This is a genomic window from Bacillus sp. GM2 (assembly GCF_056155945.1).
Genome location: NZ_JBRKSZ010000008.1, coordinates 1,086,567 through 1,112,624 on the forward strand (window position 1 = coordinate 1,086,567; position 26,058 = coordinate 1,112,624).

The following is a 26,058-nucleotide window of genomic DNA, read 5'->3' on the forward strand; positions in this document are numbered from 1 at the left end:
TCTAAATTGAGCAATGGAAGTGCAGCAGTCTCACCATTCAATAAACGAACCGTCGCAGCAGCTTTGGCAAATTACATTGATGCAGGCTCCATTGTCGCAGGATCGGCAGGATTATCTTTATGGGTCAGTTACCTGAAGCTTTCTGATACACAGATCGGACTGCTCGGCGCGTTTAGCGCCAACGCCATCTCAGCGGCAATCGGAGCGCTGCTCGGAGGCTTTTTGGCCGACAAAATTGGCCGAAAGGCTGTCTATACGAACAGTATGCTGGTTTATGCACTGGGGATTTGTTTAGTATTGTTCGGCACCAGCTTTCCCTTTTTGTTAAGCGGTTACATGATTATCGGTTTATCGGTAGGAGCTGATATTACGGCTTCCTGGACGATCATCGCAGAGAACGCACCTAAGAAAAACAGGGCCCGTCATTGCGGTGTTGCGCAAGTCGCATGGGCTGCGGGAGCGGTTGTGGTTCTGCTGCTGTCGGTCCTGCTCGGTGATTTAGGCTTATTGGGCAATAAAATCGTGTTTGGGCATTTGCTCGTTATCGCATTGATCACCTATGTTCTGCGGAAAAGGCTGCCGGAATCCGATGCCTGGCAGGATCAATCCGAAACGGCTCAAGCCGTCAGGAAGCCGAAGACGTCCTATCTCGATTTGCTTCAGCCTAAGTATTTGAAAAGCATTTTATTTTTAATGGGCGTGTACTTAATTTGGAATCTGGCTGCAGGTGTCATGGGCTTTTTCATGCCTTACATTTATCAGCAGGTCGGCGGTGTGTCAGCGACCATGGCAAACATTTTGCAGATGGGGCTGTTTATTTTCACCGGGCTTGGCGTCGCTTTTATCTTCATGCCGTTTGCAGACAAATACAGGAAGACGGTGTTTGGGATCTCCGCATTTGCAGCGGTTATCGGCTGGTCATTGTTTCTGCTTCCGGCAGAAGGCATGCCGATCCTCATCCTCTTTATCGTGATGATCGGCATGAACAATGGGGCCGGGCAACAGGCCAACTATCAGTTATGGGCGAGTGAAATTTTCCCGACGGAATATCGCGCATCTGCACAAGGATTGATGTTCTTTCTCGTTCGTATCTCAATCGGGGCTTGGAGCCTTTTCGTTCCAATGATCATCTCGAATTTTGGAATTGCATTTATGGCGGCCATTCTCCTTGGATGTGTAACGGCCAGCATGCTCATCGGGCTCTTTTTTGCACCGAATACATCCGGTAAGTCGCTTGAACAAATTCAGGAAGAGCTGTACGGGACTCCTCCGGCTCAAGCTGGGCAAGTGCAAACAAGAAAAATTATGTAACTATTTTTGAAGGAGTGGCTATCAATGAAATTACGCATTGGTGTTATTGGTACAGGAGCAATCGGAAAAGAACACATCAACCGCATCACAAATAAATTAGCGGGCGGCGAAATTGTCGCGGTCACCGATGTAAACCAGGAGGCAGCTCAGCAAGTTGTAACAGACTACAGCCTGAACGCCAAGGTCTATCCGGATGACGACAGTCTCATCGCAGCCGAAAATGTAGACGCCGTCTTAGTCACAAGCTGGGGACCGGCTCATGAATCAAGCGTTTTGAAAGCGATTAAAGCGAACAAATTCGTATTTTGCGAAAAGCCTCTGGCGACGACTGCGGAAGGATGCATGCGGATCGTCAATGAAGAAATCAAAGCGGGCAAACGTCTCGTTCAAGTTGGCTTTATGCGCCGTTATGACAGCGGTTACGTACAGCTGAAAGAAGCGATCGACAACCGGGTCATCGGCGAGCCTCTCATGATCCACTGTGCGCACCGCAACCCGGTTGTAGGCGACAACTATACGACAGATATGGCTGTTGTCGATACGCTTGTCCATGAAATAGACGCCCTGCACTGGCTGATCAATGACGACTACGAATCAGTTCAGGTCATTTATCCGAAAAAATCGAAAAACGCGCTTCCTCATTTGCGTGATCCGAAAATCGTCATCATCGAAACGAAAGGCGGAGTCGTGATCAATGCGGAAATCTATGTCAACTGCAAATACGGCTACGATATCCAGTGTGAAATCGTCGGAGAAGACGGAATCGTGAAGCTTCCTGAACCATCAAGCATCTCTCTCAGAAAAGCCGGCAAATTCTCGACGGATATCCTCATGGATTGGCAGCGCCGCTTTGTAGACGCTTACGATGTAGAAATCCAAGATTTCATTGACTCGATCCAACAGAAAGGCGAGGTCAGCGGGCCGACTGCATGGGACGGCTATATCGCCGCCGTAACGACGGACGCCTGTGTGAAAGCTCAGGAATCCGGACAGAAAGAACCTGTGGCGCTTCAAGAGAAACCGGAATTCTATCAAACGTTTACAACTGTTCAAAAATAAAAACTTTTCGAGGAGTGAAAAGTATGAAATTAGCATTGGATCCATCGATGTATCGCGATGATTTAACTTTGGAGGAAACGGTCTATAAAACGGCGGAGCTTGGCTACGAATATATCGAACTATCGCCGCGCGAAGATTTTTGTCCATTCTATAAATATCCGAAAGTCGATTCAGCTAAAATCAAACAATTAAAGCGGCTTTTAAGAGATACCGGTGTTAAGCTTTCATCGCTCCTTCCGCTTTACCACTGGGCCGGTCCTGATGAAGATCGCCGTCAGGCAGCGGTGCGCAATTGGAAAAGGGCGATCGAAATTGCGGTTGAGCTTGAAGTCGATTTGATGAACAGCGAATTCAGCGGTTCAAAATACGATCCTTTAACAAGCGAAGAAAAATTTATTAAATCCATGGATGAGCTTTTGCCAGTCTTTGAAAAAGAAGGCATTAAACTCAATCTTCAAGCTCATCCATACGATTTTATCGAAACACACAAAGGTGCGATGGATATGATCCGAGCGCTTGACAAGGACTGGATCAATCTTGTTTACTCGACTGCGCACACATTCTTCTATGACGACGGAAAAGGCGACATCGAGACCATGTTTGACGAAGCCGGCGACCGCCTCACACATGTTTTATTCGCAGATACTTATAATCATAAAGCGGCTCATGGCCTTCGCTACATCGTAAATCCGCCTGACGCGAAAGTAACGGTTCACCAGCATTTGGACATTGGCCAAGGCGAGGTCGATTTTGATACGATTTTCAGAAAGCTGAGAGAGATGAAGTTCGACGGAATTGCGACGAATGCCGTGTTTGCCTGGGTTGACGAAAGAGCGGATGAATCAAGCAGATTCATGCTTGAAAAGTTGAAACAGGAATTACTAGGATAAGCCCCTGAGTTCGGCGCCCTGCCGAACTCGCTCTTCACAAGGATATTTAGATAAGGAGAATCTAATATGAAGCTATGCTTTAATGAAGCAACGACGTTGGAAAATTCAAACCTTGCAAAAGACCTCGAATACTGTGAGAAGCACGGATACGACTATATCGAAATCCGGACGATGGATAAGCTGCCTGAGTATGTAAAAGACCATTCCCTCTCAGAGTTAGCCGAGTATTTTCAAACGCATCATATTAAGCCGCTGGCCTTGAATGCCCTTGTCTTTTTCAACAACCGCGATGAAAAAGGGCGCCGTGAAATCATCGAAGAATTTAAAGGCATGATGGAAACATGCAAAACGCTTGGTGTGAAATATGTGGTCGCGGTACCGCTTGTCACCGAACAAAAAATCTTAAAAGAAGATATTAAAGCAAGCTCCGTCGAAGTGCTGACAGAGCTGTCAGACATCGCTGAGCCGTATGGTGTAAAGATCGCTGTCGAGTTTGTCGGTCATCCGGAGTGCACAGTCAATACGTTCAGCCAGGCCTATGACATCGTCATGACCGTGAACCGCGATAATGTCGGCCTTGTTTTTGACAGCTTCCACTTCCATGCAATGGGCTCAAGTCTTGAGGATTTAAAAAAGGCGGACGGCAAGAAAATCTTCATTTATCATATCGATGACACGGAAGACTTTCCAATCGGATTTTTAAGAGATGAAGACCGTGTTTGGCCGGGACAGGGAGCCATCGACTTGGATGCCCACTTATCAACTTTGAAAGACATCGGTTTTTCGGATGTCGTATCAGTTGAATTGTTCAGACCTGAATACTATAAGCTGAGCGCGGAAGAAACGATTCGAACGGCCAAAGAAACAACAGTTGAAGTTGTTTCAAAATACTTCAAGATTTAATACGGGATAGGAGGGGTGAACGTGGCTTTCGTTTCCATGAAAGAACTTCTTCAAGAAGCAAAGGAACATCATTATGCAATCGGTCAATTTAATATTAATGGCCTTCAATGGACAAAAGCGATTCTAGAGGCAGCGGAAGAAGAACGGTCACCTGTCATCGCAGCCGCTTCAGATCGGCTCATCGATTATTTGGGCGGATTTAAAACGGTTTCCGCAATGGTTGCGGCTTTGATTGAGGAAATGTCGATCTCCGTTCCCGTCGTGCTTCACCTTGACCATGGCAAAAGTCCGGAGCGCTGCAAGCAAGCGATAGACGCGGGTTTTAGCTCAGTCATGATCGACGGCTCGCATTCACCAATCGATGAAAATATCGCCATGACAAAAGAGGTCGTGTCATATGCCGGGGTCCGCAATGTTTCGGTTGAAGCAGAGGTTGGCACCGTAGGGGGCATGGAAGACGGGCTTATCGGCGGAGTGCAGTATGCCGACATCGGTGAATGCGAGCGGATTGTCAAAGAAACCGGTATCGATGCTTTGGCAGCCGCGCTCGGCTCCGTTCATGGAAAATATCAAGGCGAGCCTAATTTGGGATTTAAGGAAATGGAAGAAATCTCACGGGTAACGGACATTCCGCTCGTTCTCCATGGAGCTTCGGGCATCCCGGCTGATCAAATCGCAAGAACGATCCGTCTGGGCCATGCGAAAATCAACATTAATACCGAATGCATGGTGGCCTGGACTGAGAAAACGCGCAGCATATTTAAAGACAATCCCGATTTATATGAACCCCGCGCCTATATGACGCCAGGGATCAGCGCAGTCAAAGAAACGGTTAAACATAAGATGAGAGAATTCGGGTCATCCGGAAAAGCGGTATGCACCCAAAAGATAGAAATATAAGCTAAACCAATATCGCCTCCACTCACTTAATCGAAGTGAGTGTTTTTTTGTTCGCAGTATTTGTAAAGATATTCTAAAGGTTCAAAAGTATGATTGACTGTAATTGATATAATAGTTATAATTTCCCTCATAATCCATTTTGATCAGAAAAGATTTTATTTTCTGAAAATAAATGACAGCAAGACAATAACTAAATCAGGTGAATGCTATATGCTGACAAACGTTTTAAAGTATCGGGTTCATATTTTATTTATCGTGTTATGTTTGATCGGCGGGACGACATGGGCTTTTCAAAAAGCCGGGCTGAGTGACAGCCTTCCATTTTGGTCCGCCGGCATGCGGTTCATGATCGCAAGCATTTTGATCGCGGCGTTTCTGTTGGCACGGAGGCAGTTTGTTCTGTCAAAGGAACTGCTAGTGCTGTCGTTTTTGAACGGCATCATGTATTTTTCCGTTCCATTCGGATCTGTTTATTGGGCCTCTCTTTATTTGCCGAGCGGGTTGGTGTCTATATTAGCGGCAAGCATTTCAGTCTTTGCCCTGATGATCAACCGCCTCGTCAAAGGGACACCGGCGACGAAACTGCAGAAATGGGGGATATGCCTGGCTTTGCTCGGCATTACAATCGTGTTTGGCAACCAACTGCTGATCAAAGTCGATGTTATTGAAATTGTCGCAATGATTGTGATTTTGTGTGCGATGTTTGGCTCGGCTTTTATTCAAATCAAAGTACAGCAGAGAATTCGTTCGCTTCCGATCTTAAGCTTTAACTCCCTTTCAATGCTGAGCGGCGGAGCGGTATTGCTCATCAGCAGCCTCATCTTTGAAAGCGGGACAAGAACGTTTTCCGGTGTGAGTCTTTATGCGCTGCTTTATTTAGCGGTTGTCGGCTCGATTTTGGGTTTTTGGATCAACATTTATCTGCTTAAAAAATGGCACATCTCAAAAGCGACTTCCCACTTGTTCATCTCCCCTGTCATTGCGCTCTATATCGGATTTCTGTTTCTGGATGAAAAACTGAATGCGAATATTTATTTAGGAACGCTGTTTGTCATATTCGGTGTGATGTTCATCAACTTAAAAAAAGAAGAGAGGATCGCGAAAATTGACGAAACGAAACAAAAACTTGGCCATCATTTGTCAAAATAAGCACCTGCCATTTATTTTTGAAGAAGCTGAGCGTTTAGGATTGAAGGTCACGTTCTTTTACAATTCGGCCGAAGATTTCCCGGGCAATCTTCCGGCTGTGGAACGCTGTGTGCCGCTGCCGTTGTTTGAAGATGAAGAAGCGGCGATGGATGTCGTCAGGCAGACATTTGTCGAATTTCCGTTTGACGGCATGATGACACTGTTTGAACCGGCTTTGCCTTTCACGGCAAAAGCTGCTGAAGCTTTGAATCTGCCGGGGCTTCCTTTCACAACAATGGAAAACTGCCGCAATAAAAATAAAACCCGCAGCATACTTCAGCAAAACGGATTGAATACGCCGGTTTTTCACGAGTTCCATACGCTCGCTGACCTGGAAAACAGGAAACTGTCGTATCCATTAGTCGTCAAGCCGGTCAACGGCTTCTCAAGCCAGGGCGTCGTCCGTGTTGATGATCGGAAGGAGCTTGAGGAGGCCGTCCGGAAAGTCGAGGCCGTCAACCAAAGGGACCTCAATCGATTCGTGCACGGCAAAACGGGCATCGTAGCCGAGCAATTTATCGATGGGCCGGAATTCGCGATTGAAACGCTGTCGATTCAAGGAAACGTACATGTTCTTTCGATTGGATACAAAGGGAACAGCAAAGGGCCGTTTTTTGAAGAAGGGGTCTATATTGCTCCGGCTCAATTGAAAGAAGAGACGCGCCTTGCGATCGTCAAGGAAGTGACGGGCGCTGTTTCAGCGCTGGGCATTCACCAGGGGCCGGCTCATACAGAGCTGAGGCTGGACAAGGATGGAACACCTTATGTTATCGAGGTGGGCGCCAGAATCGGCGGTTCAGGGGTTTCCCATTACATCGTCAAAGAGAGCACAGGCATCAACTTTATGCAGCTTGTCTTGCAAAATGCATTAAAGCCGCTGGAGAGCAGCGAGTTTGAAGGCGAGATCAGGCCTGTAAGGACAGCCGGCAATTATATCATTCCTGTACAGGGCTCCGGCACTTTTGAAAAAATCGACGGACTGGAAGAAGTCAAACAGAGGCAGGAGGTTAAGCGGGTGTTTCAATTTATGAGAAGAGGCGCAAAGATCCTCCCGTACCCGCACTTTTCCGGTTATCCGGGGTTTATATTAACAAGCCATCATTCTTATGAAGAATGTGAAGCTTTCTACCGGGAGCTGGATGATGAGCTTCATATCATTTATCAAAATAATTTGACGGGTACAATAGGAGGTTAAGATGATCTCGACTAAAGTGCACAAAGAGCAAGCCGTGATGATTGTCCATACGCTCGGTCCCAAAGGCACGAACTGTGAAAAAGCCGGCCTGCTATGGCTCAAAAATAAAGGGGTCCGCGGGGAAGTCAGGCTTTATGAAACGTTGGAAGAAGCGCTGCTCCATGTTAAATCGACAGAAAATTCAGTCCTCTTAGGCTGCGCCGTTTACCCGTTTTTGCATCAAATCGTATTTGAGAATCTAGCGGACTTAAAGATTATAGACAGTTTTGTGATGCCTACATACAACATGGTGTTTGCCGCAAAACAGCACACGATGGCATCGGATATTCAAATCGTCGCTTCACACCCTGCTCCGGCTCATCTGGCAAAGCTGTTCAGCAGTCAAGTCCAATTTGTCACCAGCAATGCTCAAGCGGCCCTGGCCTGCGCTTCAAACGCGGCTGACGGCTGCATCACGACGATTAAAGCAGCCGATGAACACCGTTTGAAAGTCATTAAAGATTTTGGGGAAGTACCGATGTGCTTTACAATCCACGGGCTTAAATCAATCGAAGGAGGAAGCCGATGACGACTTTGACAGGGGACATTGTAAACATGGTCAACGGGCAGATTGTACCGAACATACATGAATTGCAGACGTACCAAAATGATAAAGGACAGATTACAGAGCATCACGAAAGGGCGGAACAGCTTCTGCTGCAATTGATTGAAGACGCAGGAGCCATTTATGAAGCGGTTCACTTAACGGCTGCAAAAGAGGCGTTTAAAGAGGACGTTTTGGATTGGATCAGCCGCGGATTAGGGGAGACGCCGTATTTTGACCGGTTATTGACGGCTTACCGGGCTCCGCATGATCAGGAGACGACCTTTTTTGCGGCGCCGATCGTGACGCCGAATGGGCCTCATGCGAAAGGCTGCTATTTTGAAGCCTTTTTAGCCGTTCGTGAAGAACCTGCCATGATGAGGCCGATAGAAGAGGATCTGCCTCATCCTGAAAACGGCTGCCAATCCCTTAAGCTGCTCGCCGGAACAAAGGGGTTCACGGAAGAAAAATGCATCGTATTCTTCCCTGAAAATGTGAAAACAAAAGAGAAAATCACATCACAGACATTCGCGATTTTCTACTTTAATAAGTTTTATCACATTTACCATGAGGACACGCTCAAAAGAGCGAGGGCCATTTTTGAACATGCGCCTTTCAAGTCGGCTCAGCTTTCCCCCGACCGCACATATGAAGCAAGGGTGTTGTGGGGCTACCTTCACGACTATTTTCATCATTGCGGAAAAAAACCTTTTCATCTCCATATTCAGGCGAAAATGAATTTTTTCGCAGGCATTTTAGAAGAAGTCAAGGTCGATTGCCAAGCAATCCTGACCTTGTGGGAGCGGCAATATGACGGCTGGGAGGAAATTATCGAATTTGTTTTGTATGAGCGGCTGCTGCGCTATCCGAGCCAGCATAATGCAACGCGGAATTTTGATTCCGGGACAGGCTATTTTCTGTTCAGCTGGATGATTGAAAACGGCCGTTCCATTCAAAAAGGAGAAGAGAAGCGCGTGTCGCTTGACCTTCCACGCTGCATGGACGATTTAAGAAAGCTTGTGGCCGAAATTGAACAGCTGGAAGAAATCGAGGATGACACGGCATACAAAGAGGCCGCGGAGCGCTATGTCAGACAATACCTGCCTCCGGGACGGGAAGGCGAGCGATTCAGCGTCCCGGAACAGTATTTCATTGACGAGATCAATAAGAAAATCGAAACTCCCCGTCTTCGATTTGAACGGGAGAGACTGGAAGCGTGAAGCCGCCATTAAGCAAAATCGGAGAGAAAATGATTGAGAAAACAGGGGTCAGGGCTGTGATGAGCGATATTCAGGAAGTCCTGGCCGGCGGTGAACGGTCATACATTAATTTAAGTGCGGGCAATCCGATGATTTTGCCCGGCGTGTCAGCCATGTGGAAGTCGGCTCTTGCCGATCTCCTTGACGATGACAGGTTTTCTTCGGTGATCGGCCAATACGGATCGAGCTATGGAACCGATGAACTGATTGCAAGTGTTGTCCGCTTCTTTTCAGAGCGGTATAGCGCCGGCATTCGAAAAGAGAACGTGTTGATTACAGCCGGAAGCCAGCAGCTGTTTTTTCTGGCGATCAATTCGTTTTGCGGAATGGGAAGCGGATCTGTGATGAAAAAAGCCTTGATCCCGATGCTGCCTGACTATTCGGGATACAGCGGGGCGGCACTGGAGCGGGAGATGATTGAGGGGATCCCTCCGCTCATATCGAAATTGGATGATCATACGTTTCGATATGAGCTCGACCGTAAGGGGTTTTTAGAGAGGATGCGGACCGATCCGTGCATCGGTGCTGTCTTGCTATCGCGCCCGAACAATCCTTGCGGAAACATCTTGCCTAAAGAAGATGTAGCATTCATTTCAGACGCATGCCGAGAAGCGAATGTTCCGCTGTTCATTGATTCCGCATATGCTCCGCCTTTTCCGGCGATTCACTTTATCGACATGGAACCGATTTTCAACGAGCAGATCATTCACTGTATGAGCCTTTCAAAAGCCGGCCTGCCTGGCGAAAGGATCGGAATCGCCATCGGGCCGTCCCGGTATATTCAGGCAATGGAAGCTTTTCAGTCGAATGCGGCGATCCATTCTTCAAGGCTGGGGCAGTATATGGCTGCATCAGTATTGAATGACGGGCGCCTCGCCGACGTGTCGCTGAATGAAGTCAGGCCATATTACCGCAATAAATTCATGCTGCTCAAGGAAACGCTTTTATGCAAGATGCCTGAAGACATCAAATGGTATCTGCATCAAGGGGAAGGATCGCTTTTCGGATGGCTGTGGTTTGAAGACCTGCCGGTGACCGATGCAGCGCTGTATGAGTATATGAAAGCGGATGGAGTCATTATCGTTCCCGGATCATCTTTCTTTCACCGTCAATCCCGGCGCCTGGCGCATTCACACCAGTGTATACGAATCAGCCTAACCGCGGCGGATGAAGATATTATAAGGGGAATCGATGTTTTAGCTAAAATTGCGAAGGGTGTATATGAGAAACAGGTTGAATACTTATAAAAAAACAGGGGCTAAAAGCAAGCCCCTGTTTTATTCGTCAATCCCTCGGCCGGCATTGGCCTTTCTTTTTCTGCGCCTTGCCGTTGTCAAGATCAAAATAACCGCTGCCGCTATGATTACGATCAGGATGGCAATGTACAGCACATGCTGCTGATTGCTTTCCTGTTTATCATCCGTCTTGGTTTCGGCGGATTTTGCTGTCAGCTGTTGATGGTTTGTAAATAGCTGATGGCTGTCCGTTTCATTCACAACGGTTGCTGCGAAATCATTGCTGTTCAAAAAGTTGATCATTTCTTTTGTGACTGCTGTGCCTTGCCCTTTAAACGGCGCGAAAACAGCCATCGAGTAATTTGAATCCCACAGCGACGTTTGAGTAAACGCGACTTGTTTTGTCGTTTCATTCAGCATTTGAAAAGATGACACATCAAATGTTCCGTTTTTCGCCGTCGGAACAGCCAATTCGGCTGTTTTTTCCTTCAGCAGAGAGAATTGATCGACGCTTCCGATGAAGATTACGTTTCTTCCTTTCACGTCATCCGGTTTGACTTCCGAGGATGTTTTTACTGTGAATGCCTGCCGGGCTTCGCTGCCGAAGGAGCCGACTACAAGCGAAAGCTCATCAATCTTCGACTGATCCGCATTGTCGGGCAGGATCATCAGCGTTTTATTGTTATGATCACCCGCGTAGGGAAGCGGCCACGCTTGAAAATCTGCTGAAGCTGACGTGTCGCTGACATGGTAAGACAATGCACTTTGTTTATCGATAAAAATCCATTTGTCCTCGTTCACCGCGTAGCAAGGGTTGTTCTCTTTCAAGCCTGAAGCGGCAAATTGAATATCAATGTAACGGCTTTTTTGCAAAAGTTTCGGATCGACTTTTAAAGAAACATGGTAAAAGCCGTTTTTGTCTTCTTTTCCTATATCGTCAAGTCCGACGGAATGAGGCTGGCCATTGATCATGACCTTCAGCTCCGCCTGTTCCGCAGCTAAGTCGCTTTGGCCGGCCTGCTTTTGAATCGTTTTCGATTTTTTCATCGCAAGCGAAAGCTTTGCAGGCTGATTCTTGTCTAATAGAGCTGGCGCGGGATAATAAAAATGCTCGGAAGATGTCTGTCCCGAACCGATTGTCAAATCCCCCGCCCCGAAATCCTCAAGTGTCAGCTTGCTGCCGCCCCGTTTGCTATGCTGCTGAAGTTTGCCGATTGCCAGCGTGTCGCCGCTGAGCTGGGCGGCATACGTTTTGTCGGTGATGACGCTGATTTTTTCAGAAAGCACATCATCAGATGCTGCGGCCGCAAACAATACAGGCTGCTGCTTATCCTTTGCTTTGAGCATCCGTTTCGCAAGCAAAAGCTTGTCTTCTTTTGCTTCGAGTTTCGCTTGTTTCAACAGCTTTTTCACTTTGCCGCTCCAGTGATGGTGAACGCCGATCACAATCGTCGGCCTGTCGATCTTCGCCAGGTCAGATTCACCCAAGATCTTCGTGCTGATGCTGTTGTCAACCGTTTTGAGGTATGCTTCTGTTTTAACTGCCGCTTCGATTTCAGCCGAACTTGGATGGTCCGGAATGACGATTGCCGTTTTTTCCACGGAGCTGCCGGACTGGGCGAACGGATAAGGATAATGTTCGAGCGCCGCTCCTTTAGATTCGTTCTTTTCCCCGATATTCAGACGACTGTCCGGATAAATTTTGATCCAGTTCCCGGAGGAGTCCTGTCTGACGCAGACGCCTTCATGAACCACTCCGTAGAACTTCAGTGATAAGCTGTGAAACCCTGGAGACGACTGGCTTTTGTTCAGCGAGAGCTTCAGCGTTTTCTTCCCGTTATTCCCTTCAAGCTTAACCGTTTTGACCGGTTCGCCATCAATCTCGGCTGTTAAAGAAGACGGTGAGATTAAAAGGTCTGAGGCCTCGTATTTAAGTGTAAGCTGCTGATGGGTAGAGGAGGCGCCCGCCGGTATTTGATACGTCAGCTCGGCGCTGTCTTTTGCCCCGTACAAGGTCAAGAGATCGTTTGTGAGCACTTGCTGCTTGGCTTGTTCCCGGCTGTTTTCCCCCAGGATCGAGCCGTCTACTGTAACGTCTTTGGCTGCAGCCGCTTGTCCCGTCGCCGTGATCAGCAAGAAGCTTGCCAGACATATGATGATATATTTCAAAAAAGTCACCCGCTTTTCTTTTGATTGTATCGTTCTGTTTTGTACCATGTAACCTTTTGCTTGAACAGGCGGTGCTTGATTTCTACGAATAAAGAATAAATCACGAGCACAATCCAAGCCTGCGAGTATGTAAAGTACATCAGAAAAACGATGAAAAAGTTTTGCCTGTTCATTTCTGTTTTTTCGATGCTCAGTGTAATCATGACCTCCGTCATAAATAGAAAGAAAGCCAAAACCCATAAAATGATAGACAAAAAACCGAATGAAAGATGCAGATTATAAAATAAATTGATGACAAAAATCGCATTTGACATGATGACGCCAAAGAAAAACAAAAAATACGTAAAAAAGAAATAAAACAAATCAAAAATAATCCGTTTTCTCTTCAGCTTGAAAAACTGAGCCAAAAATTTCAGGACGACATACTGGTTGCCGCGAGCCCACCTTGTCCGCTGACGCCACCAGACTTTCCACGTTTCCGGCTCCTGTTCCCAAGTGACGGCCGCCGGAAAGAAGCGGATGTGGTAGCCGAGGTTGTAGACCCGGATCGTAAGCTCGGTATCTTCGGCCAGCGCCTTATCATCCCAGCCGCCCAGCTGTTCGATAATGCTTCTTCTGATGGCGAAATTGGTGCCGGGGATCGTGGCGATTTTGAACCATTTCCATCTCCCGCCCTGTGCCATCCATTGAAAACAAATCGTTTCGATGTTAATAAATTTTGTGAGCAATGTTTTCGCCGCATTGATGACGCGGAATTTTCCCACCACCGCTCCGGCTTTCTGATCATTCATGAGCCCGAGGACAAGGTAATAAACAGCCATTTTTTCCGGCGTGTTGTCGGCGTCATATACACAAATGACGTCCCCGTTTGACTCGGCAAAACCGCAGTTGAGCGCCGACGATTTTCCCTTTCCGGCATGCGGCGGTTTGGTCAATTTTAATAAAGCCGTATTGCGTGGAAAATTCATCCACAATGTCACCCGTCCGGTCGGATGAATTGTCGTTGACGACAATAATCTCCAGCCGGTCCTTCGGATAATAGAGGTTGACCATCGCCTTCAGCGTCTGCCGAATGACGACCTCTTCGTTATGCGCCGGAATCAGAACGCTGACCTTCGGGAGATCCTTCACGTTCTCTTTCCACTTCGGAATGTTCCGTTCGAAGGTCATATAGTGGCGGAATCCGCCCTGCATCAAAAACATGTGATACAGAAGCATGACCCATATTAAGCTTAACGAGACTAGGAACAGAACATTACCCACGGCTTTTTCTCTCCTTAAAGATTCGTTTTTTTAATGTGGCTCTCAAGTAAAGGGTATAGCTCACAAACATGACAACAAACAAGAGCACAATAAGAGAGAGAATCCAAAGCGCCTTTTCCAGCGGGCTTTGCTGGTGATGATCGAAAAACGTCTCAATGGGGCTGACTTTGCTTTTTGACTTGAATCGTTCCATCTCCGCTTGTGTGAATTTCTACTTTATCTGTGTTAACAGTTTGCTTTGTCTTTTTAATATCGAGCCATTCGCTGTTTGGAATGCGTTCCATTTGATCAACCAGTTCAGGAAGATATTTCATTCCAAGATAAGGATGATAAAATGCGCCGGCTACTCCGCCTTCAAAATCGATCATTTGAGAGATGCGCTCCTCGACTTTGCCGAGCGGATTTTGCTCCGATTGATCGACATAGCCGATTGTCTCGGGATAGAGCGTCATCCCATGGAGCATGGCCGGATTCGTAACAAATGGACCGGCGCCTGACGTTTTCCATGTTGTATCGCTAAGCTGAACCTGGCCGAACAAGCTTGTGAAATATTGTGAGGCGATTTGATAGCCGTGCTCTGACACCGTATAGTGCGGCGCTTCAAACGCGAGCGGATACAGCCCTTCCGCGGTGAGATCCTCAATAGCGTTCGTCAGCTTCTGCCGCGTGTAAGTTTCTTCATTCTTTCTGAACGGCTTCAAATAGTTTCGATATGCCTCTTCATTCGGAAAGCTCTGTTCCTTTTGCAAAAGGGTCGCGGGCTCTTCCGCATTTTCCGATGTGATCGGCTGATCGGCTTTGGCATCCCAAAACTCGAATCCTTCACCGGTTTCGCTGTAGCGGTATGTATGGGTATACCCGTGGACAATTACGCTTCCGCCCATATCCTGAAGCTTCCTCAGTACTTTGACCAGCTTCGGCTTATCAGACATATAGACTTTGTCGCCTGTTTCAGGATTGACATATACCGGAATCACAGAAAGGATAAAAGGAATATTCCGTTTATGCAGATAAGATCCGGCTTGGAGCAGCAGTTTTTCATCCGACATCGGGCTGATATCCTCAAGCCGCAAATATAACAGCGTGCTGCCGGCCGTTTCACCAAATGCCTGTCTGAGCTGTTTAGCGGCGAGGAGGCTGTTGTTTAGCAAATCGGTTAACCCGATGTACACGTTTCCTTTGCCGGTTTTCCATCCAAAAGGACGAGCTTTTCCTTCGTCAGCTTTGTATGTGTACAATGCTTTTCCCTTCAATCCTGATACGTCGAGGACACGGACTCCGCTTTCTAAAGAGGAATCGTTTTCCTCATTTGTGCTGCGAATCTGATACACATTGTCTTTGCTTTTGAGCGTAAGACCTGCAAATTGGCTGAACTGCCCGGCGTTAAAGCCGATCGCTATCACAGGTTTTTTGGAGGAGCTGATCAGCTGCGCGAGCTTTTTGCTCAGCTTTCTTTTCGTTTGTCCGTAATAGATGACGCGGTCTTTTGTTGCGAGATCCGATGCTTTGACATCCGCGTCTTTTATGACGGCCACACGGGATGAAAAATGGCCGGCGATAAGGTCGAGAATTTTCACATCGGCTGACTCTTTTCCATCCAATGTTGAATAGACGATGAGAATGCCGTGCTCCTGCTGCTTTGCCTCGGCGCTGTCCGGAACATAAAAAGCCGCAGACAGGATAAGCACAGCCGCGTATAGAAGTAATAGCCGCTTACAGTTCATTCATCATCATCTCGTTTTCTAGTTCTTCTAAAAATTGATCGGCAGTCTTTAAATCGTTCTGATATGATAAGTGGCACACGTGGAAGGTCAAGGTGACATACTTGCCGTTTTTCAGCTGGTACGTATCCAGCTGTTTCTTCAGTTTTTCAAGGACGGCGGGCATATGTTCGGCAGGCGTGTGTGTCAGCAGGATGCCGAACCGCTCCTCGGCAGGCCGGAACTTTTTATCGGTTTCCCGGACACATGATCTGATTTGACTGCTGACAAATTGAAAGAGACGATCGGTTTCTTTTTCTCCGTACAGGGATTTGAACTCTTTGAATTAATGCATATGAAGCAGTAAAAAAACAAACGAGTTGCCATACCGCTCCGCCCGCTTGATTTCTTCTGACAGCTCCAGCTTCATCCTCTGTTTATTATCAAAGCCTGTCACCCTGTCAATCGCAACAAAGCTTTTGATTTCGTCTTGAAGGTGTTTGACGGAGCGGTGAAGTCCGATCGCGATGTCGTGTATTCTCCCTGACATAAAGGAAAACAGCAACAGCGCCACTCCCCAGATGACGAGCATTTGCAGTCCGGTTTCAGACGAAGCAGCTTCTCCTTGGCCTGTGTGAAAAAACATCATCAAAGTGCCGAGAACAAACAGGACGATGATGGTCCCAGCCAGTGCGTAAATCGATCCGAGCCATATTCCTGCTGCGATGATGGCAAGTGTGATGCAAATGATGAGAACGGGTTCGAACCGCTGGACTGAGATATAATGGATGAACAACGCAAGCGCTGCTGCAAGTCCTGTCATATAAGCAAACATTTTATGCGATTCATTGAATGAGATTTTCATTTAAAAGCTTCCTTTCGGCTAATAGGGGCAGCAGATTATCAAAAGAATGCGTATCATTTCCGCTCATATATCCCCCATAATACGTCTCGGACGAATCAAGAATTTCAAAATCATTCATTCGATCATACAGCGCTTTAATGACGGTTTTATCTTCGTTTTGGTTGATGAAGAATAAAATCGCCAACGCGTAGACGGATGGAGACTCGTATTGGACCGCCGGCTTTTTTGTATCGAGCGAATACCGGCCATACAGTTTTCCGCCGGTTTGAAACGTCTGTTTGAGCCAATCCGCTAATACAGCGGCTTTTTGATCCTTCGGAGGTAAATGCCAAGCTGCGTAAAGCTGATCAATGAGATTGACTTCATGGTCATAGGTGTATGCTTTCGTTTCTGTACTGTATGCTTTTGGGAGAAAACCGTTTTTCAAAGGGGCGAGATAAAGAATGCTGGCATTCCGACTTTCGAGTTCTTTATTTATCACTCCATTCTTTTTCAAGATGGATAGCGCATCCGGCATGATATAGGAAAGCGTGATATCTTTTGCCGCGGATTGAGAGGCGGAGTCGTAAAAGTCCGTCAATATCCCGTTGTTCATGTTGTATTTTCTTAATGCGGCACCGATGTTCCGAGCGGTTTGTTTATACTCGCTGTTTCCCCATAGAGCTGCCGCTTGATCGAGGCTCACCATGATTCTGAGATCATCGATCAGGGCGTTCACCCCGCTTGCCTGGCCGTTTTGGATTTGCCATGACACCAGGTTGTTGTTCATAAGGAAGGATTCGTTCAGGTGCTGATATTGCTCATGGAAATGCTCGCCGTCTTTTTTGCTGATCAAAAACTCCATCCACAAGCCAAGCGATTCCGACAAGTAAACAGGCTGGTCGGAAAAGCCGGTTTTGATCAGCCCCTGATCGCTCATTAAATGACGGTAAACGAAGTGTTCGGCAGGCTGAAGCGCTTCATCATTTTTCTCATCATCTGACTGATCTTCAGCTTTGATGCAGCCGACGGCCAGACTGACGGATAAAAAGCACAGGATCATACCAATCCATATATACCTCACGGGTGCTTTCACGATAGATCACCCCGAATGTTTTTTTGAGTAATGATTTTGACTTATTTATTATAAATGAAAAAATGGAGATTGCTAGATTTATTTGATCTTTTTGGACTATCCAAAAACAGGACGTGAGTCCAATAATAAAATGTTTTTCCATCAATAGCAGGATTTTCGTATTGATTTTTAAAAGGGGAAATGTAGAAGAGAACTAGCGGGTGTGCTAGCGCTTGGAAAAATAAAATAAACGGAGGGCCTGAATGTACATCATCAGCAAGCTTGAAAGACAAAATGTGAAAGTGACAGAAATACCGAAGTGGGGCTCTTACTTGAGAAAAACGTGGGAAAACCGTTTTGCCGCAAGCATGGAGCTTCCGGAAAGGGACGCGATCTTGGTGAGCCATTTTTTGTGGCATTTATTCAGCTATGGGATGAAGCCGTGTTTTACCGGCGGACAGGCCGATCAAGCCTTTAGCGAACAGCCGAAGCGCGATTGCTTTTTATTCTACCAGCACACGTATGACGCCTATATTCTTGAACATGCTGAACAACTGATAGCCGCAGATCTGAAAGGAGAAGAAGATGCATATATAACGGATAAACATATGACATGGACATATGCGGTGACGCATGAGTCTGCATCCGGACCGTATTTTGCAATTCAGCTGGATGAGAAGGAGCATGAACCTATATAATATGGGTTAAAGCTTTACTAAAGGGGAGGAACGTGATGGACAAGGAAAAACAGCAATTGAGCATTGAAGCAGCGAGGCTCTACTATCAGTCTGACTACAGCCAGCAGCAAATCGCCGAACAGCTGCAGATTTCAAGACCGACGGTATCAAGGCTGCTGCAGTTCGCCAAGGAAAAGGGGTATGTCCAAATCCGCGTTATGGACCCGTTTGAAGATATGGATGCGCTCGGTGCGATGCTTGAGGAAAAATACGGGCTTCTAGAAGCGCATGTTGTCTTTTCGCCGACCGCGGATTATACGACCATCACGCATTATCTCAGCCGCTTCGGGGCCGAATATATGCACGGCGCAGTCAAGGACGGCGACATTGTCGGCGTCAGCTGGGGGACGACGATGTACCAAATCGCCCAAAATATGCAGCCTAAACAGGTGAAGGGCGCAGAGGTCGTTCAACTGAAAGGCGGAATCAGCCATTCCAGCGTCAACACTTATTCGTCTGAAACGATTCAGCTGTTTGCCGAAGCTTTTCAAACGATGCCGAGGTATTTGCCGCTTCCGGTCGTGTTTGACAATCCGGAAGTCAAACAGATGGTGGAACAGGACAGGCACATCAAGCGGATCATAGAAATGGGAAAACAGGCAAACATTGCGTTATTTACAGTCGGCACGGTACGCGATGAAGCCTTGCTGTTCAGGCTGGGGTATTTTCATGAAGAGGAAAAAGCCCTCCTGAAAGAACGTGGAGTCGGCGATATTTGTTCGCGCTTTTTTGATGCGGAAGGAAACATTTGCAGCGATGCTATCGATTCGCGGACGATCGGCATTGAATTGGCTGACTTGAGGGAAAAAGAACGGTCGATTCTCGTAGCGGGCGGCAGCCGGAAAAAAGCCGCTATTCATGGTGCGCTCAAAGGCAAGTATGCCAATGTGCTGATTATTGATCAGCACACGGCGAAAGAACTGCTTGATGACTGAAGTGTCCAGGAAGAACAGCCTGGATTTTACTTTATTTTCTATTGAACAAAATTTCATATGATAATTTACATTTGTTCAAAAATCGGTTATGCTGAAACTATCTTATACAAAGGAAGTGCTAGTAAATGACGATTGCAAATCTCATTGATCATACAGCATTGAAACCGCATACACAAAAATCCGAGATTAAGAAATTAATAGAAGAAGCGAAAGCATACCAATTCGCTTCAGTCTGCGTCAACCCGACATGGGTCGAATTTGCCGCCGAAGAGCTGAAGGGAACGGAAATCGACGTTTGCACGGTCATCGGTTTTCCGCTGGGCGCCAACACGACAGAGACAAAAGCGTTTGAAACAAAAGACGCTATCGCAAAAGGCGCGACAGAGGTGGACATGGTCATCAACATCGCCGCTTTAAAAGACGGAAACGATGACTTTGTCGAGGCCGACATCCGCGCGGTCGTTGAAGCCGCAAAAGATAAAGCGCTTGTTAAAGTCATCATTGAAACGTGTCTGTTGACAGACGAAGAAAAAGAGCGCGCCTGCCGCCTGGCTGTTGCTGCCGGTGCCGACTTTGTCAAAACCTCAACCGGGTTCTCAACCGGCGGAGCGACAGCGGAAGATATCGCCCTGATGCGGAAAACCGTCGGACCAGACATCGGTGTCAAAGCATCCGGAGGGATTCGAACAAAAGAGGACGTTGAAACCATGATCTCAGCAGGAGCGACACGGATCGGTGCAAGCGCAGGCGTTTCCATCGTCAGCGGAGCAGAAGGAAAAAATGAAGATAACTACTAAGATCCAGTGCGGCGGGAAGCGGAAGCTTCCTGCGCGCAGATACAAAAATGTAAGCGAATACATCACCAGGAGGATCAAAACATGAAATATCTCATCGGGCTCATTGGTTTATTTGTCGTCTTAGGGCTTGCATGGCTGGTCAGCAGCGGAAAGAAAAGAGTGAAATACCGCCCGGTTATCGTCATGATCGTGCTGCAATTCGCATTGGGATATATATTGCTGAACACGGGTGTCGGAAACTATCTCGTCGGCGGTTTTGCCAAGGGCTTCGGCTATTTGCTTGAATATGCGGCAGAAGGTGTGAATTTTGTCTTTGGCGGACTGGTGAATGTGAATGAATCCACATTCTTCATCAGCGTACTTCTACCGATTGTTTTTATATCTGCTTTAATCGGTATTCTGCAATATTGGAGAATCCTTCCGTTTATTATAAAATATATTGGTCTTGCGCTCAGCAAAATCAACGGGATGGGCAAACTGGAGTCATACAATGCCGTGGCTTCGGCGATACTGGGGCAATCTGAAGTATTCATTTCGTTAAAAAAGCAGCTTGGCCTGCTGCCTAAACACAGACTTTATACGCTGTGCGCTTCGGCGATGTCGACCGTCTCGATGTCTATCGTCGGCGCCTATATGACGATGCTGAAGCCCGAATACGTTGTCACCGCGCTCGTATTGAACTTATTCGGCGGATTTATTATCGCTTCGATTATCAATCCTTATGAAGTCGATCGAGAACATGATATGGTAGAGGTACAGGAAGAGGAAAAACAATCCTTCTTTGAAATGCTGGGCGAATATATTATGGACGGCTTTAAAGTCGCCGTCGTCGTGGCCGCCATGCTGATCGGATTTGTCGCGATCATCGCAATGATTAACGGCATTTTCAGCGCCGCACTAGGTATATCATTCCAGGAACTGCTCGGATTTATTTTTGCACCGTTTGCCTTCCTGATGGGTATTCCATGGCATGAAGCGGTGAATGCTGGAAGTATCATGGCAACCAAAATGGTCTCAAATGAATTTGTCGCGATGCAGTCTCTCGCACAAGGCAGCTTCCATTTCAGCGGCCGCACCGAAGCGATTGTTTCCGTCTTCCTCGTCTCATTTGCCAATTTCTCATCGATCGGTATTATCGCCGGTGCGGTTAAAGGACTGAATGAGAAACAAGGAAACGTCGTCGCGCGCTTCGGGTTGAAATTGCTGTACGGCGCAACGCTCGTCAGTTTCTTGACAGCGACCGTTGTAGGATTGATCTATTGATAAACATTGAAAAAAGGACTGGTGATCACAATGAGAATGGTTGATATCATCACCAAAAAACAAAATGGAGAAGAATTGACAACAGAAGAAATTCAATTTTTCATTAAAGGCTACACCGACGGCAGCATTCCTGACTATCAAGCGAGCGCTCTGGCGATGGCCATCTATTTTCAGGACATGACGGACAGAGAGCGGGCCGATCTCACGATGGCGATGGTCAACTCAGGCGAAACGATCGACCTTTCCGCGATTGAAGGTATCAAGGTCGACAAACACTCAACAGGAGGCGTCGGCGACACGACGACGCTCGTACTTGCACCGCTTGTCGCGGCTCTCGACGTACCCGTCGCCAAAATGTCGGGACGCGGCCTCGGACACACAGGGGGAACAATTGACAAGCTCGAAGCGATCAAAGGGTTTCACGTGGAACTTTCCAAAGATGAATTCATCGAGCTCGTCAACCGCGACAAGGTCGCCGTTATCGGCCAAAGCGGAAACTTGACGCCTGCTGACAAAAAACTGTACGCCCTTCGCGATGTGACAGGCACGGTCAATTCGATCCCGCTGATTGCCAGCTCGATCATGAGCAAGAAAATCGCCGCAGGGGCGGATGCGATTGTCCTTGACGTCAAAACGGGCGCCGGCGCATTTATGAAAACCGATGAAGATGCAGTCAACCTTGCAAAAGCAATGGTCCGCATCGGAAACAATGTCGGCCGCCAAACGATGGCCGTCATCTCCGACATGTCCCAGCCGCTGGGGTTTGCCATCGGAAATGCGCTTGAAGTGAAAGAGGCGATTGATACATTAAAAGGCGAAGGTCCTGAAGACTTGACTGAGCTTGTCTTAACATTGGGCAGCCAAATGGTCGTTCTCGCCAAAAAAGCGGAGACCCTTGACGAAGCAAGAGAGAAACTGATCGACGTGATGAAAAACGGAAAAGCGCTGCAAAAATTCAAAGACTTCCTGCAGAATCAAGGCGGCGACAGCTCTGTCGCGGATAACCCAGAAAAGCTGCCTCAGGCTGCCTATAAAATCGACGTTCCTGCCAAAGAAGCGGGTGTCGTGTCTGAAATCGTCGCCGATCAAATCGGCGTTGCGGCCATGCTGCTGGGCGCCGGCCGCGCAACAAAAGAAGACAAAATCGACCTCGCCGTCGGCATCATGCTCCGCAAAAAAGTCGGCGACGCAGTCGAAAAAGGCGAACCATTGGTTACCCTATACGCAAACCGCGAAAATGTCGATGACGTCATCGCAAAAGTCTACGACAACATCCAAATCGCGGAAACAGCCGAAGCACCGAAGCTTGTGCATACGGTGATTACGGAATAGAGGAACATGCAAAACAGCACATACCTTTGGGTGTGTGCTGTTTTTTTGATGTCACGGAATTTGAGAAAAGGTCATTTGAACTAAGTCCAGGACGCTATTTTAAATAACATCGTTTGTATCTTGAATTGATCGATTCAAGAAAATCCAAGAAAACCAAGTCCATTATCCTATTTACCTATTTTGGATGATATTGTAATATGAAAAAGGTCTGATTTACAAGAACGTTAGATTCTCCCGTAAAGCAACAATATACCTAACCGAAATACAGTGGAATAAGCGAATAGTAACGTGCGGATTTTTATTTTCTGAAAAATGAGGTGAACCCGATATGTCTAACCATGCTGCTAAAATCTCTTCTTTGGAAAAAGATATTTCTTCTTTATCTCACAATATAAAGGATACCCAAAGCAAAATCGCTGAACTGAAAAAAGCAAAAACAGCTATTACCGGTGAACTTCACACCCTTTCAAACAATGCCACTCTCATCAATCAGCCAGATATTACATCACATATATGGAATGGCAGACATACAAAGCAATTTATCAATATTAGATCAAACATTGCACACAGCTATCAAAATATACAGAGAGAAACAGATGGTCTGATTTCGCATATTGAGCAAGAGATTGAAAATCTTGAAATGCAAATTTCTAATATGGAGATGTTTCTAAGTATACAAAAACAACAGCTTACAGATATAAAAAAACAAGTCAATCATTGAGGTGAAATAATGGCAGAAATAAAGGTAAAAGCAGAAGAAGTCAAAACGGTGTTTTCAAGCCTTCAGACAAAAATCAGCGCACTTTCGATATCAGGTTCAAAAGCCGATATCTCTAATTCTTCAATGGATGTAGTGAACAAAATAAAAAAAATCGAAAAGGAATACGAGCAACTACTAAAAAAATACAAGGAGGCGCTATCATCAGTTGAAAAGGACGCATGGTCAAACATTAAAGTCTTGATTGATACTGATAAAAACATCTCTCAAAAAATGAAATAAGGAGGGCTGGTTTTCTCTTGAAAGTTTTAGATGTTTCTGAAGTCATTGACGCGATTGACCAATTGATTAAGGAAAAAAAGCAGGAGGAAAAAGAGATCAACGCCATAAGGGAAAGTGTACAAAAAATTGCAGAGCTTGATGATGCATTAAAAGGAGAAGGCGGAAATGCGATCAAAGAACACTTTTCTGTTCTTCATCTTCCCGTGCTGCTTTATTTTCAGCACTTTATAGATCAATACATACAGAATTTAAAAGACATTAAAGCAAAAATCAGAACTTATGAATCAACAGAGGGTTTTGTAAAAGAAGAATTTCTGACGCATGACGTCAAAAAGGGCTTAACAGAACTGAAACGTCAAACGAATGATACGGTTGATTCGATTAATGACGAAGTTGATAAAATCAGCCACTTAATTGGGGGCGGATCTATCTCTTTGGCATCATTTAATGAGCATATTTCCGAAGCCAAAAAACATGTGAACAACACGGTGTCTGATTTAAAAGAGCTTGATCGCGATGCTAATTCTATATTAAAACAATCGTCAAATTCGATCGCTCAGCTATCCAAGCTCACTGAAAAGGTGAACACTTGGTCAAAGGGAGGCGCGATCTTATCTAAAAAAACGATTAAAGAGGTTGAAAACTACTTTTCTGAAACAGATGTCGTTAAACAAATGATTGACGAAGCCGTTGATTTAGCAGAAAAACAAGACGATCCGACAATGATGGGCAGAATCGCTGAATGGCTTGATTTAATCGGAACAGGAAACGGCGCGTTGGCCGTAACAAAAGGCGTCATAGCCGTGAATGTACTGGCGACGAAAATGCTTGAGCTTGAAAAAGACGGAAAAGGAAACTTCCGTGTGAAAGCCTCTCCGAAATGGACGCAAGGAGCTAACGGAAAATACGATTCCAAGGTGGCTCAGTTTGTTTACAACATCCTGAAAAAAGGCGATCCAAACTCAAGCAAACCAATAAAAAAATGGCTCGGCAAATTTCAAAATAAACCAAGCGGCCTTTTGAGAAAGATTGTTGGATTGGGGCCTAACACAACAAGGATCTCCTACAAGAAAATTTTGGAGAGCCAAAGTTTCCTAAAGCATAAGCCAGAGGAACTGAAGAGTTATAAGACTAAGGTTGATGTGAAAGGGACTGTTGGGAAGTTTAAGGATGAAGCTAGTATTACAAAACTCGCCAAAAAAATACCTTATGCTGGAACAATATTCTCCTTGACTACAAATGGAGCTGAGTTTTTTAGTGATGATAATAAAGATAAATCTTGGTTCGAAAAATTTGGCCGATTTTCAGCAGGGATTGGAATGGATGCTGGAGTTGGAGCGTTGACCGCTAGCGGAGCTGGACTGGGTTCATTAGTATGTCCAGGTCCTGGCACCCTTATTGGAGGAGCAATTGGAGCTGGTATTGGTATAACTGGATCCATAATTGCGGGAGATCAAGTAAAAGAATGGGGAGAAGATGCTGCAGGTTGGATAGAAGATAAAGGTAAGGAAGCTGGTGAATGGTTAAGTCAAAAGGCCTCTGAAACTACAGATACAATTTCAGACGGACTCTCAGGTGCAAAGGAATTTGTCACTAGCTGGTTCAGGTAATAAGGAGGAGTATAATGTTAGACTCTAAAATTATATTAACAACAAATGAACTCGTTGCCGCATTTTTATTGTGTAGGTATGAAAAAGCTGCTGAAGATATTATCAATGATCAGCAGTTGATTCAAGATGAAAAAGATATTGAGCCATTTTCAATTCAAGCCGAAAATCTTTTAAAACAAAGAGGATATTGGGCTGATGGCACAGAATCTAATTTACAAAAAGGGTTAGAAAACCTGATTCACTTACTCATTCAATCAAAGCGAAAAGTTCGTTGTATCCATCGGAAAAGGGTGCTGATTGTACACCATGTTCAAAAAGATGAACTCATTGTGCAGGAGATCGAAAATCAAAATCATAGTTTTTCGATTTTAAGAAGCAGAGAGTCGTTTTTAGAAATGTTGAAAACATTTTATCATTCATATACAGATAAAAAACCAGAACATGAAATTTTTGAAATGGATGAAGATTCATTTGATGAGTTTCACGAGGTTGAAGCTGACGTTATTAAAAGAATGGCGGAAGACCCGAAAACGCATCCGACTATAAGTCAATTTTCCTTTGACTTTTTAGCAAACAACCAAGAGCTCGATAATATTTCTTTTGTAGAAAGTGACTATATTCAAAATCAAACAAGATTAGATCAAGTTGCTTTTTTATTAAGAAGTGATAATTTCATTTGGCATTTAGATTATGAAAATATTAAAAAAACTGGCTCGCTATATCTTCTACCAGTGGCAGTCGACGAATATTTTGGGAAAATAGTGGATACAATGAATGAATTTTATGATTTATAGTAGAAAGGATTTCTAT

At 45.9% G+C, this 26,058-nt stretch carries 21 protein-coding genes and 3 pseudogenes; 19 read left to right on the plus strand and 5 right to left on the minus strand.

The window, feature by feature from the left end; genetic code table 11:
* Positions 1-6: 6 nt before the first annotated feature.
* From ACVC9U_RS20200 to ACVC9U_RS20245, 10 genes are all read left to right on the plus strand, one after another.
* Entirely contained in the window at positions 7-1,311 is a 1,305-nt protein-coding gene (locus ACVC9U_RS20200) for an MFS transporter (protein WP_441391424.1), read from the plus strand.
* 24 nt (positions 1,312-1,335) lie between these two features.
* Positions 1,336-2,370 (plus strand): bifunctional inositol 2-dehydrogenase/D-chiro-inositol 1-dehydrogenase, encoded by a 1,035-nt coding sequence (gene iolG, locus ACVC9U_RS20205; protein WP_441391425.1) that lies wholly within the window; start codon positions 1,336-1,338, stop codon positions 2,368-2,370.
* 23 nt (positions 2,371-2,393) lie between these two features.
* Positions 2,394-3,260, plus strand: coding sequence for a sugar phosphate isomerase/epimerase family protein (locus ACVC9U_RS20210; protein ID WP_026589371.1), 867 nt, complete (start codon positions 2,394-2,396; stop codon positions 3,258-3,260).
* A 66-nt stretch (positions 3,261-3,326) separates the two neighbouring features.
* Complete coding sequence (gene iolI / locus ACVC9U_RS20215) at positions 3,327-4,163, plus strand: 2-keto-myo-inositol isomerase (RefSeq protein WP_441391426.1); 837 nt, start codon at positions 3,327-3,329, stop codon at positions 4,161-4,163.
* 21 nt (positions 4,164-4,184) lie between these two features.
* Positions 4,185-5,063 (plus strand): class II fructose-1,6-bisphosphate aldolase, encoded by an 879-nt coding sequence (fba, locus tag ACVC9U_RS20220; RefSeq protein ID WP_003177802.1) that lies wholly within the window; start codon positions 4,185-4,187, stop codon positions 5,061-5,063.
* Between the two features lie 210 nt (positions 5,064-5,273).
* Positions 5,274-6,212: a DMT family transporter gene (locus ACVC9U_RS20225; RefSeq protein ID WP_003177801.1), complete on the plus strand. Its 939-nt coding sequence runs from the start codon at positions 5,274-5,276 to the stop codon at positions 6,210-6,212.
* Positions 6,169-7,446 carry an ATP-grasp domain-containing protein gene (locus ACVC9U_RS20230; RefSeq protein ID WP_016885638.1) on the plus strand — a complete coding sequence of 426 codons (1,278 nt, stop codon included), beginning with the start codon at positions 6,169-6,171 and terminating at the stop codon, positions 7,444-7,446. The genes ACVC9U_RS20225 and ACVC9U_RS20230 overlap by 44 nt, the downstream gene beginning before the upstream one ends.
* 1 nt (position 7,447) lies before the next feature.
* A complete protein-coding gene (locus ACVC9U_RS20235) occupies positions 7,448-8,014 on the plus strand; it encodes a prephenate dehydratase domain-containing protein (protein ID WP_003177795.1) in 567 nt (188 codons plus the stop codon).
* Positions 8,011-9,249: a DUF6421 family protein gene (locus tag ACVC9U_RS20240; protein ID WP_441391427.1), complete on the plus strand. Its 1,239-nt coding sequence runs from the start codon at positions 8,011-8,013 to the stop codon at positions 9,247-9,249. Before ACVC9U_RS20235 ends, ACVC9U_RS20240 begins: the two co-directional genes overlap by 4 nt.
* The gene (locus tag ACVC9U_RS20245; protein WP_009329973.1) at positions 9,246-10,535 is read left to right on the plus strand and encodes a valine--pyruvate transaminase; all 1,290 of its coding nucleotides are present in this window, start codon (positions 9,246-9,248) and stop codon (positions 10,533-10,535) included. The genes ACVC9U_RS20240 and ACVC9U_RS20245 overlap by 4 nt, the downstream gene beginning before the upstream one ends.
* A gap of 30 nt (positions 10,536-10,565) precedes the next feature.
* Here the strand turns inward: ACVC9U_RS20245 and ACVC9U_RS20250 are convergent, their stop codons facing one another.
* The 5 genes and pseudogenes from ACVC9U_RS20250 to ACVC9U_RS20270 all read right to left on the minus strand — a co-directional run bounded on the left by ACVC9U_RS20250 (position 10,566) and on the right by ACVC9U_RS20270 (position 17,583).
* A complete protein-coding gene (locus tag ACVC9U_RS20250) occupies positions 10,566-12,692 on the minus strand; it encodes a cellulose biosynthesis cyclic di-GMP-binding regulatory protein BcsB (protein ID WP_034292315.1) in 2,127 nt (708 codons plus the stop codon).
* 5 nt (positions 12,693-12,697) lie between these two features.
* Positions 12,698-13,955, minus strand: a pseudogene (locus ACVC9U_RS20255) (glycosyltransferase family 2 protein).
* Positions 13,948-15,679 (minus strand): annotated as a pseudogene (locus tag ACVC9U_RS20260) (DUF2334 domain-containing protein). The pseudogenes ACVC9U_RS20255 and ACVC9U_RS20260 overlap by 8 nt, the downstream one beginning before the upstream one ends.
* Positions 15,669-16,520: pseudogene (locus ACVC9U_RS20265) on the minus strand (diguanylate cyclase domain-containing protein). Before ACVC9U_RS20265 ends, ACVC9U_RS20260 begins: the two co-directional pseudogenes overlap by 11 nt.
* Entirely contained in the window at positions 16,501-17,583 is a 1,083-nt protein-coding gene (locus ACVC9U_RS20270) for a hypothetical protein (protein ID WP_025807337.1), read from the minus strand. The pseudogene ACVC9U_RS20265 and the gene ACVC9U_RS20270 overlap by 20 nt, the downstream one beginning before the upstream one ends.
* 254 nt (positions 17,584-17,837) lie before the next feature.
* Between ACVC9U_RS20270 and ACVC9U_RS20275 the strand changes: the two genes are divergently transcribed.
* The 9 genes from ACVC9U_RS20275 to ACVC9U_RS20315 all read left to right on the plus strand — a co-directional run bounded on the left by ACVC9U_RS20275 (position 17,838) and on the right by ACVC9U_RS20315 (position 26,042).
* Positions 17,838-18,272, plus strand: coding sequence for a DUF4275 family protein (locus ACVC9U_RS20275; protein ID WP_441391428.1), 435 nt, complete (start codon positions 17,838-17,840; stop codon positions 18,270-18,272).
* 35 nt (positions 18,273-18,307) lie between these two features.
* The gene (locus tag ACVC9U_RS20280; protein ID WP_003177775.1) at positions 18,308-19,246 is read left to right on the plus strand and encodes a sugar-binding transcriptional regulator; all 939 of its coding nucleotides are present in this window, start codon (positions 18,308-18,310) and stop codon (positions 19,244-19,246) included.
* A gap of 125 nt (positions 19,247-19,371) precedes the next feature.
* A complete protein-coding gene (deoC, locus tag ACVC9U_RS20285) occupies positions 19,372-20,043 on the plus strand; it encodes a deoxyribose-phosphate aldolase (protein ID WP_003177773.1) in 672 nt (223 codons plus the stop codon).
* An 81-nt stretch (positions 20,044-20,124) separates the two neighbouring features.
* Positions 20,125-21,306: a NupC/NupG family nucleoside CNT transporter gene (locus tag ACVC9U_RS20290; protein ID WP_003177771.1), complete on the plus strand. Its 1,182-nt coding sequence runs from the start codon at positions 20,125-20,127 to the stop codon at positions 21,304-21,306.
* A gap of 30 nt (positions 21,307-21,336) precedes the next feature.
* On the plus strand, positions 21,337-22,638 hold the full coding sequence (locus ACVC9U_RS20295; RefSeq protein ID WP_003177769.1) for a pyrimidine-nucleoside phosphorylase: 1,302 nt from the start codon (positions 21,337-21,339) through the stop codon (positions 22,636-22,638).
* A gap of 328 nt (positions 22,639-22,966) precedes the next feature.
* Positions 22,967-23,359, plus strand: coding sequence for a DUF5082 domain-containing protein (locus tag ACVC9U_RS20300; protein WP_003177767.1), 393 nt, complete (start codon positions 22,967-22,969; stop codon positions 23,357-23,359).
* A gap of 9 nt (positions 23,360-23,368) precedes the next feature.
* Positions 23,369-23,638, plus strand: coding sequence for a YwqI/YxiC family protein (locus ACVC9U_RS20305; RefSeq protein WP_009329967.1), 270 nt, complete (start codon positions 23,369-23,371; stop codon positions 23,636-23,638).
* A 17-nt stretch (positions 23,639-23,655) separates the two neighbouring features.
* Complete coding sequence (locus ACVC9U_RS20310) at positions 23,656-25,248, plus strand: ribonuclease YeeF family protein (protein WP_003177763.1); 1,593 nt, start codon at positions 23,656-23,658, stop codon at positions 25,246-25,248.
* Between the two features lie 14 nt (positions 25,249-25,262).
* On the plus strand, positions 25,263-26,042 hold the full coding sequence (locus ACVC9U_RS20315; protein ID WP_003177761.1) for a hypothetical protein: 780 nt from the start codon (positions 25,263-25,265) through the stop codon (positions 26,040-26,042).
* Positions 26,043-26,058 lie beyond the last annotated feature (16 nt).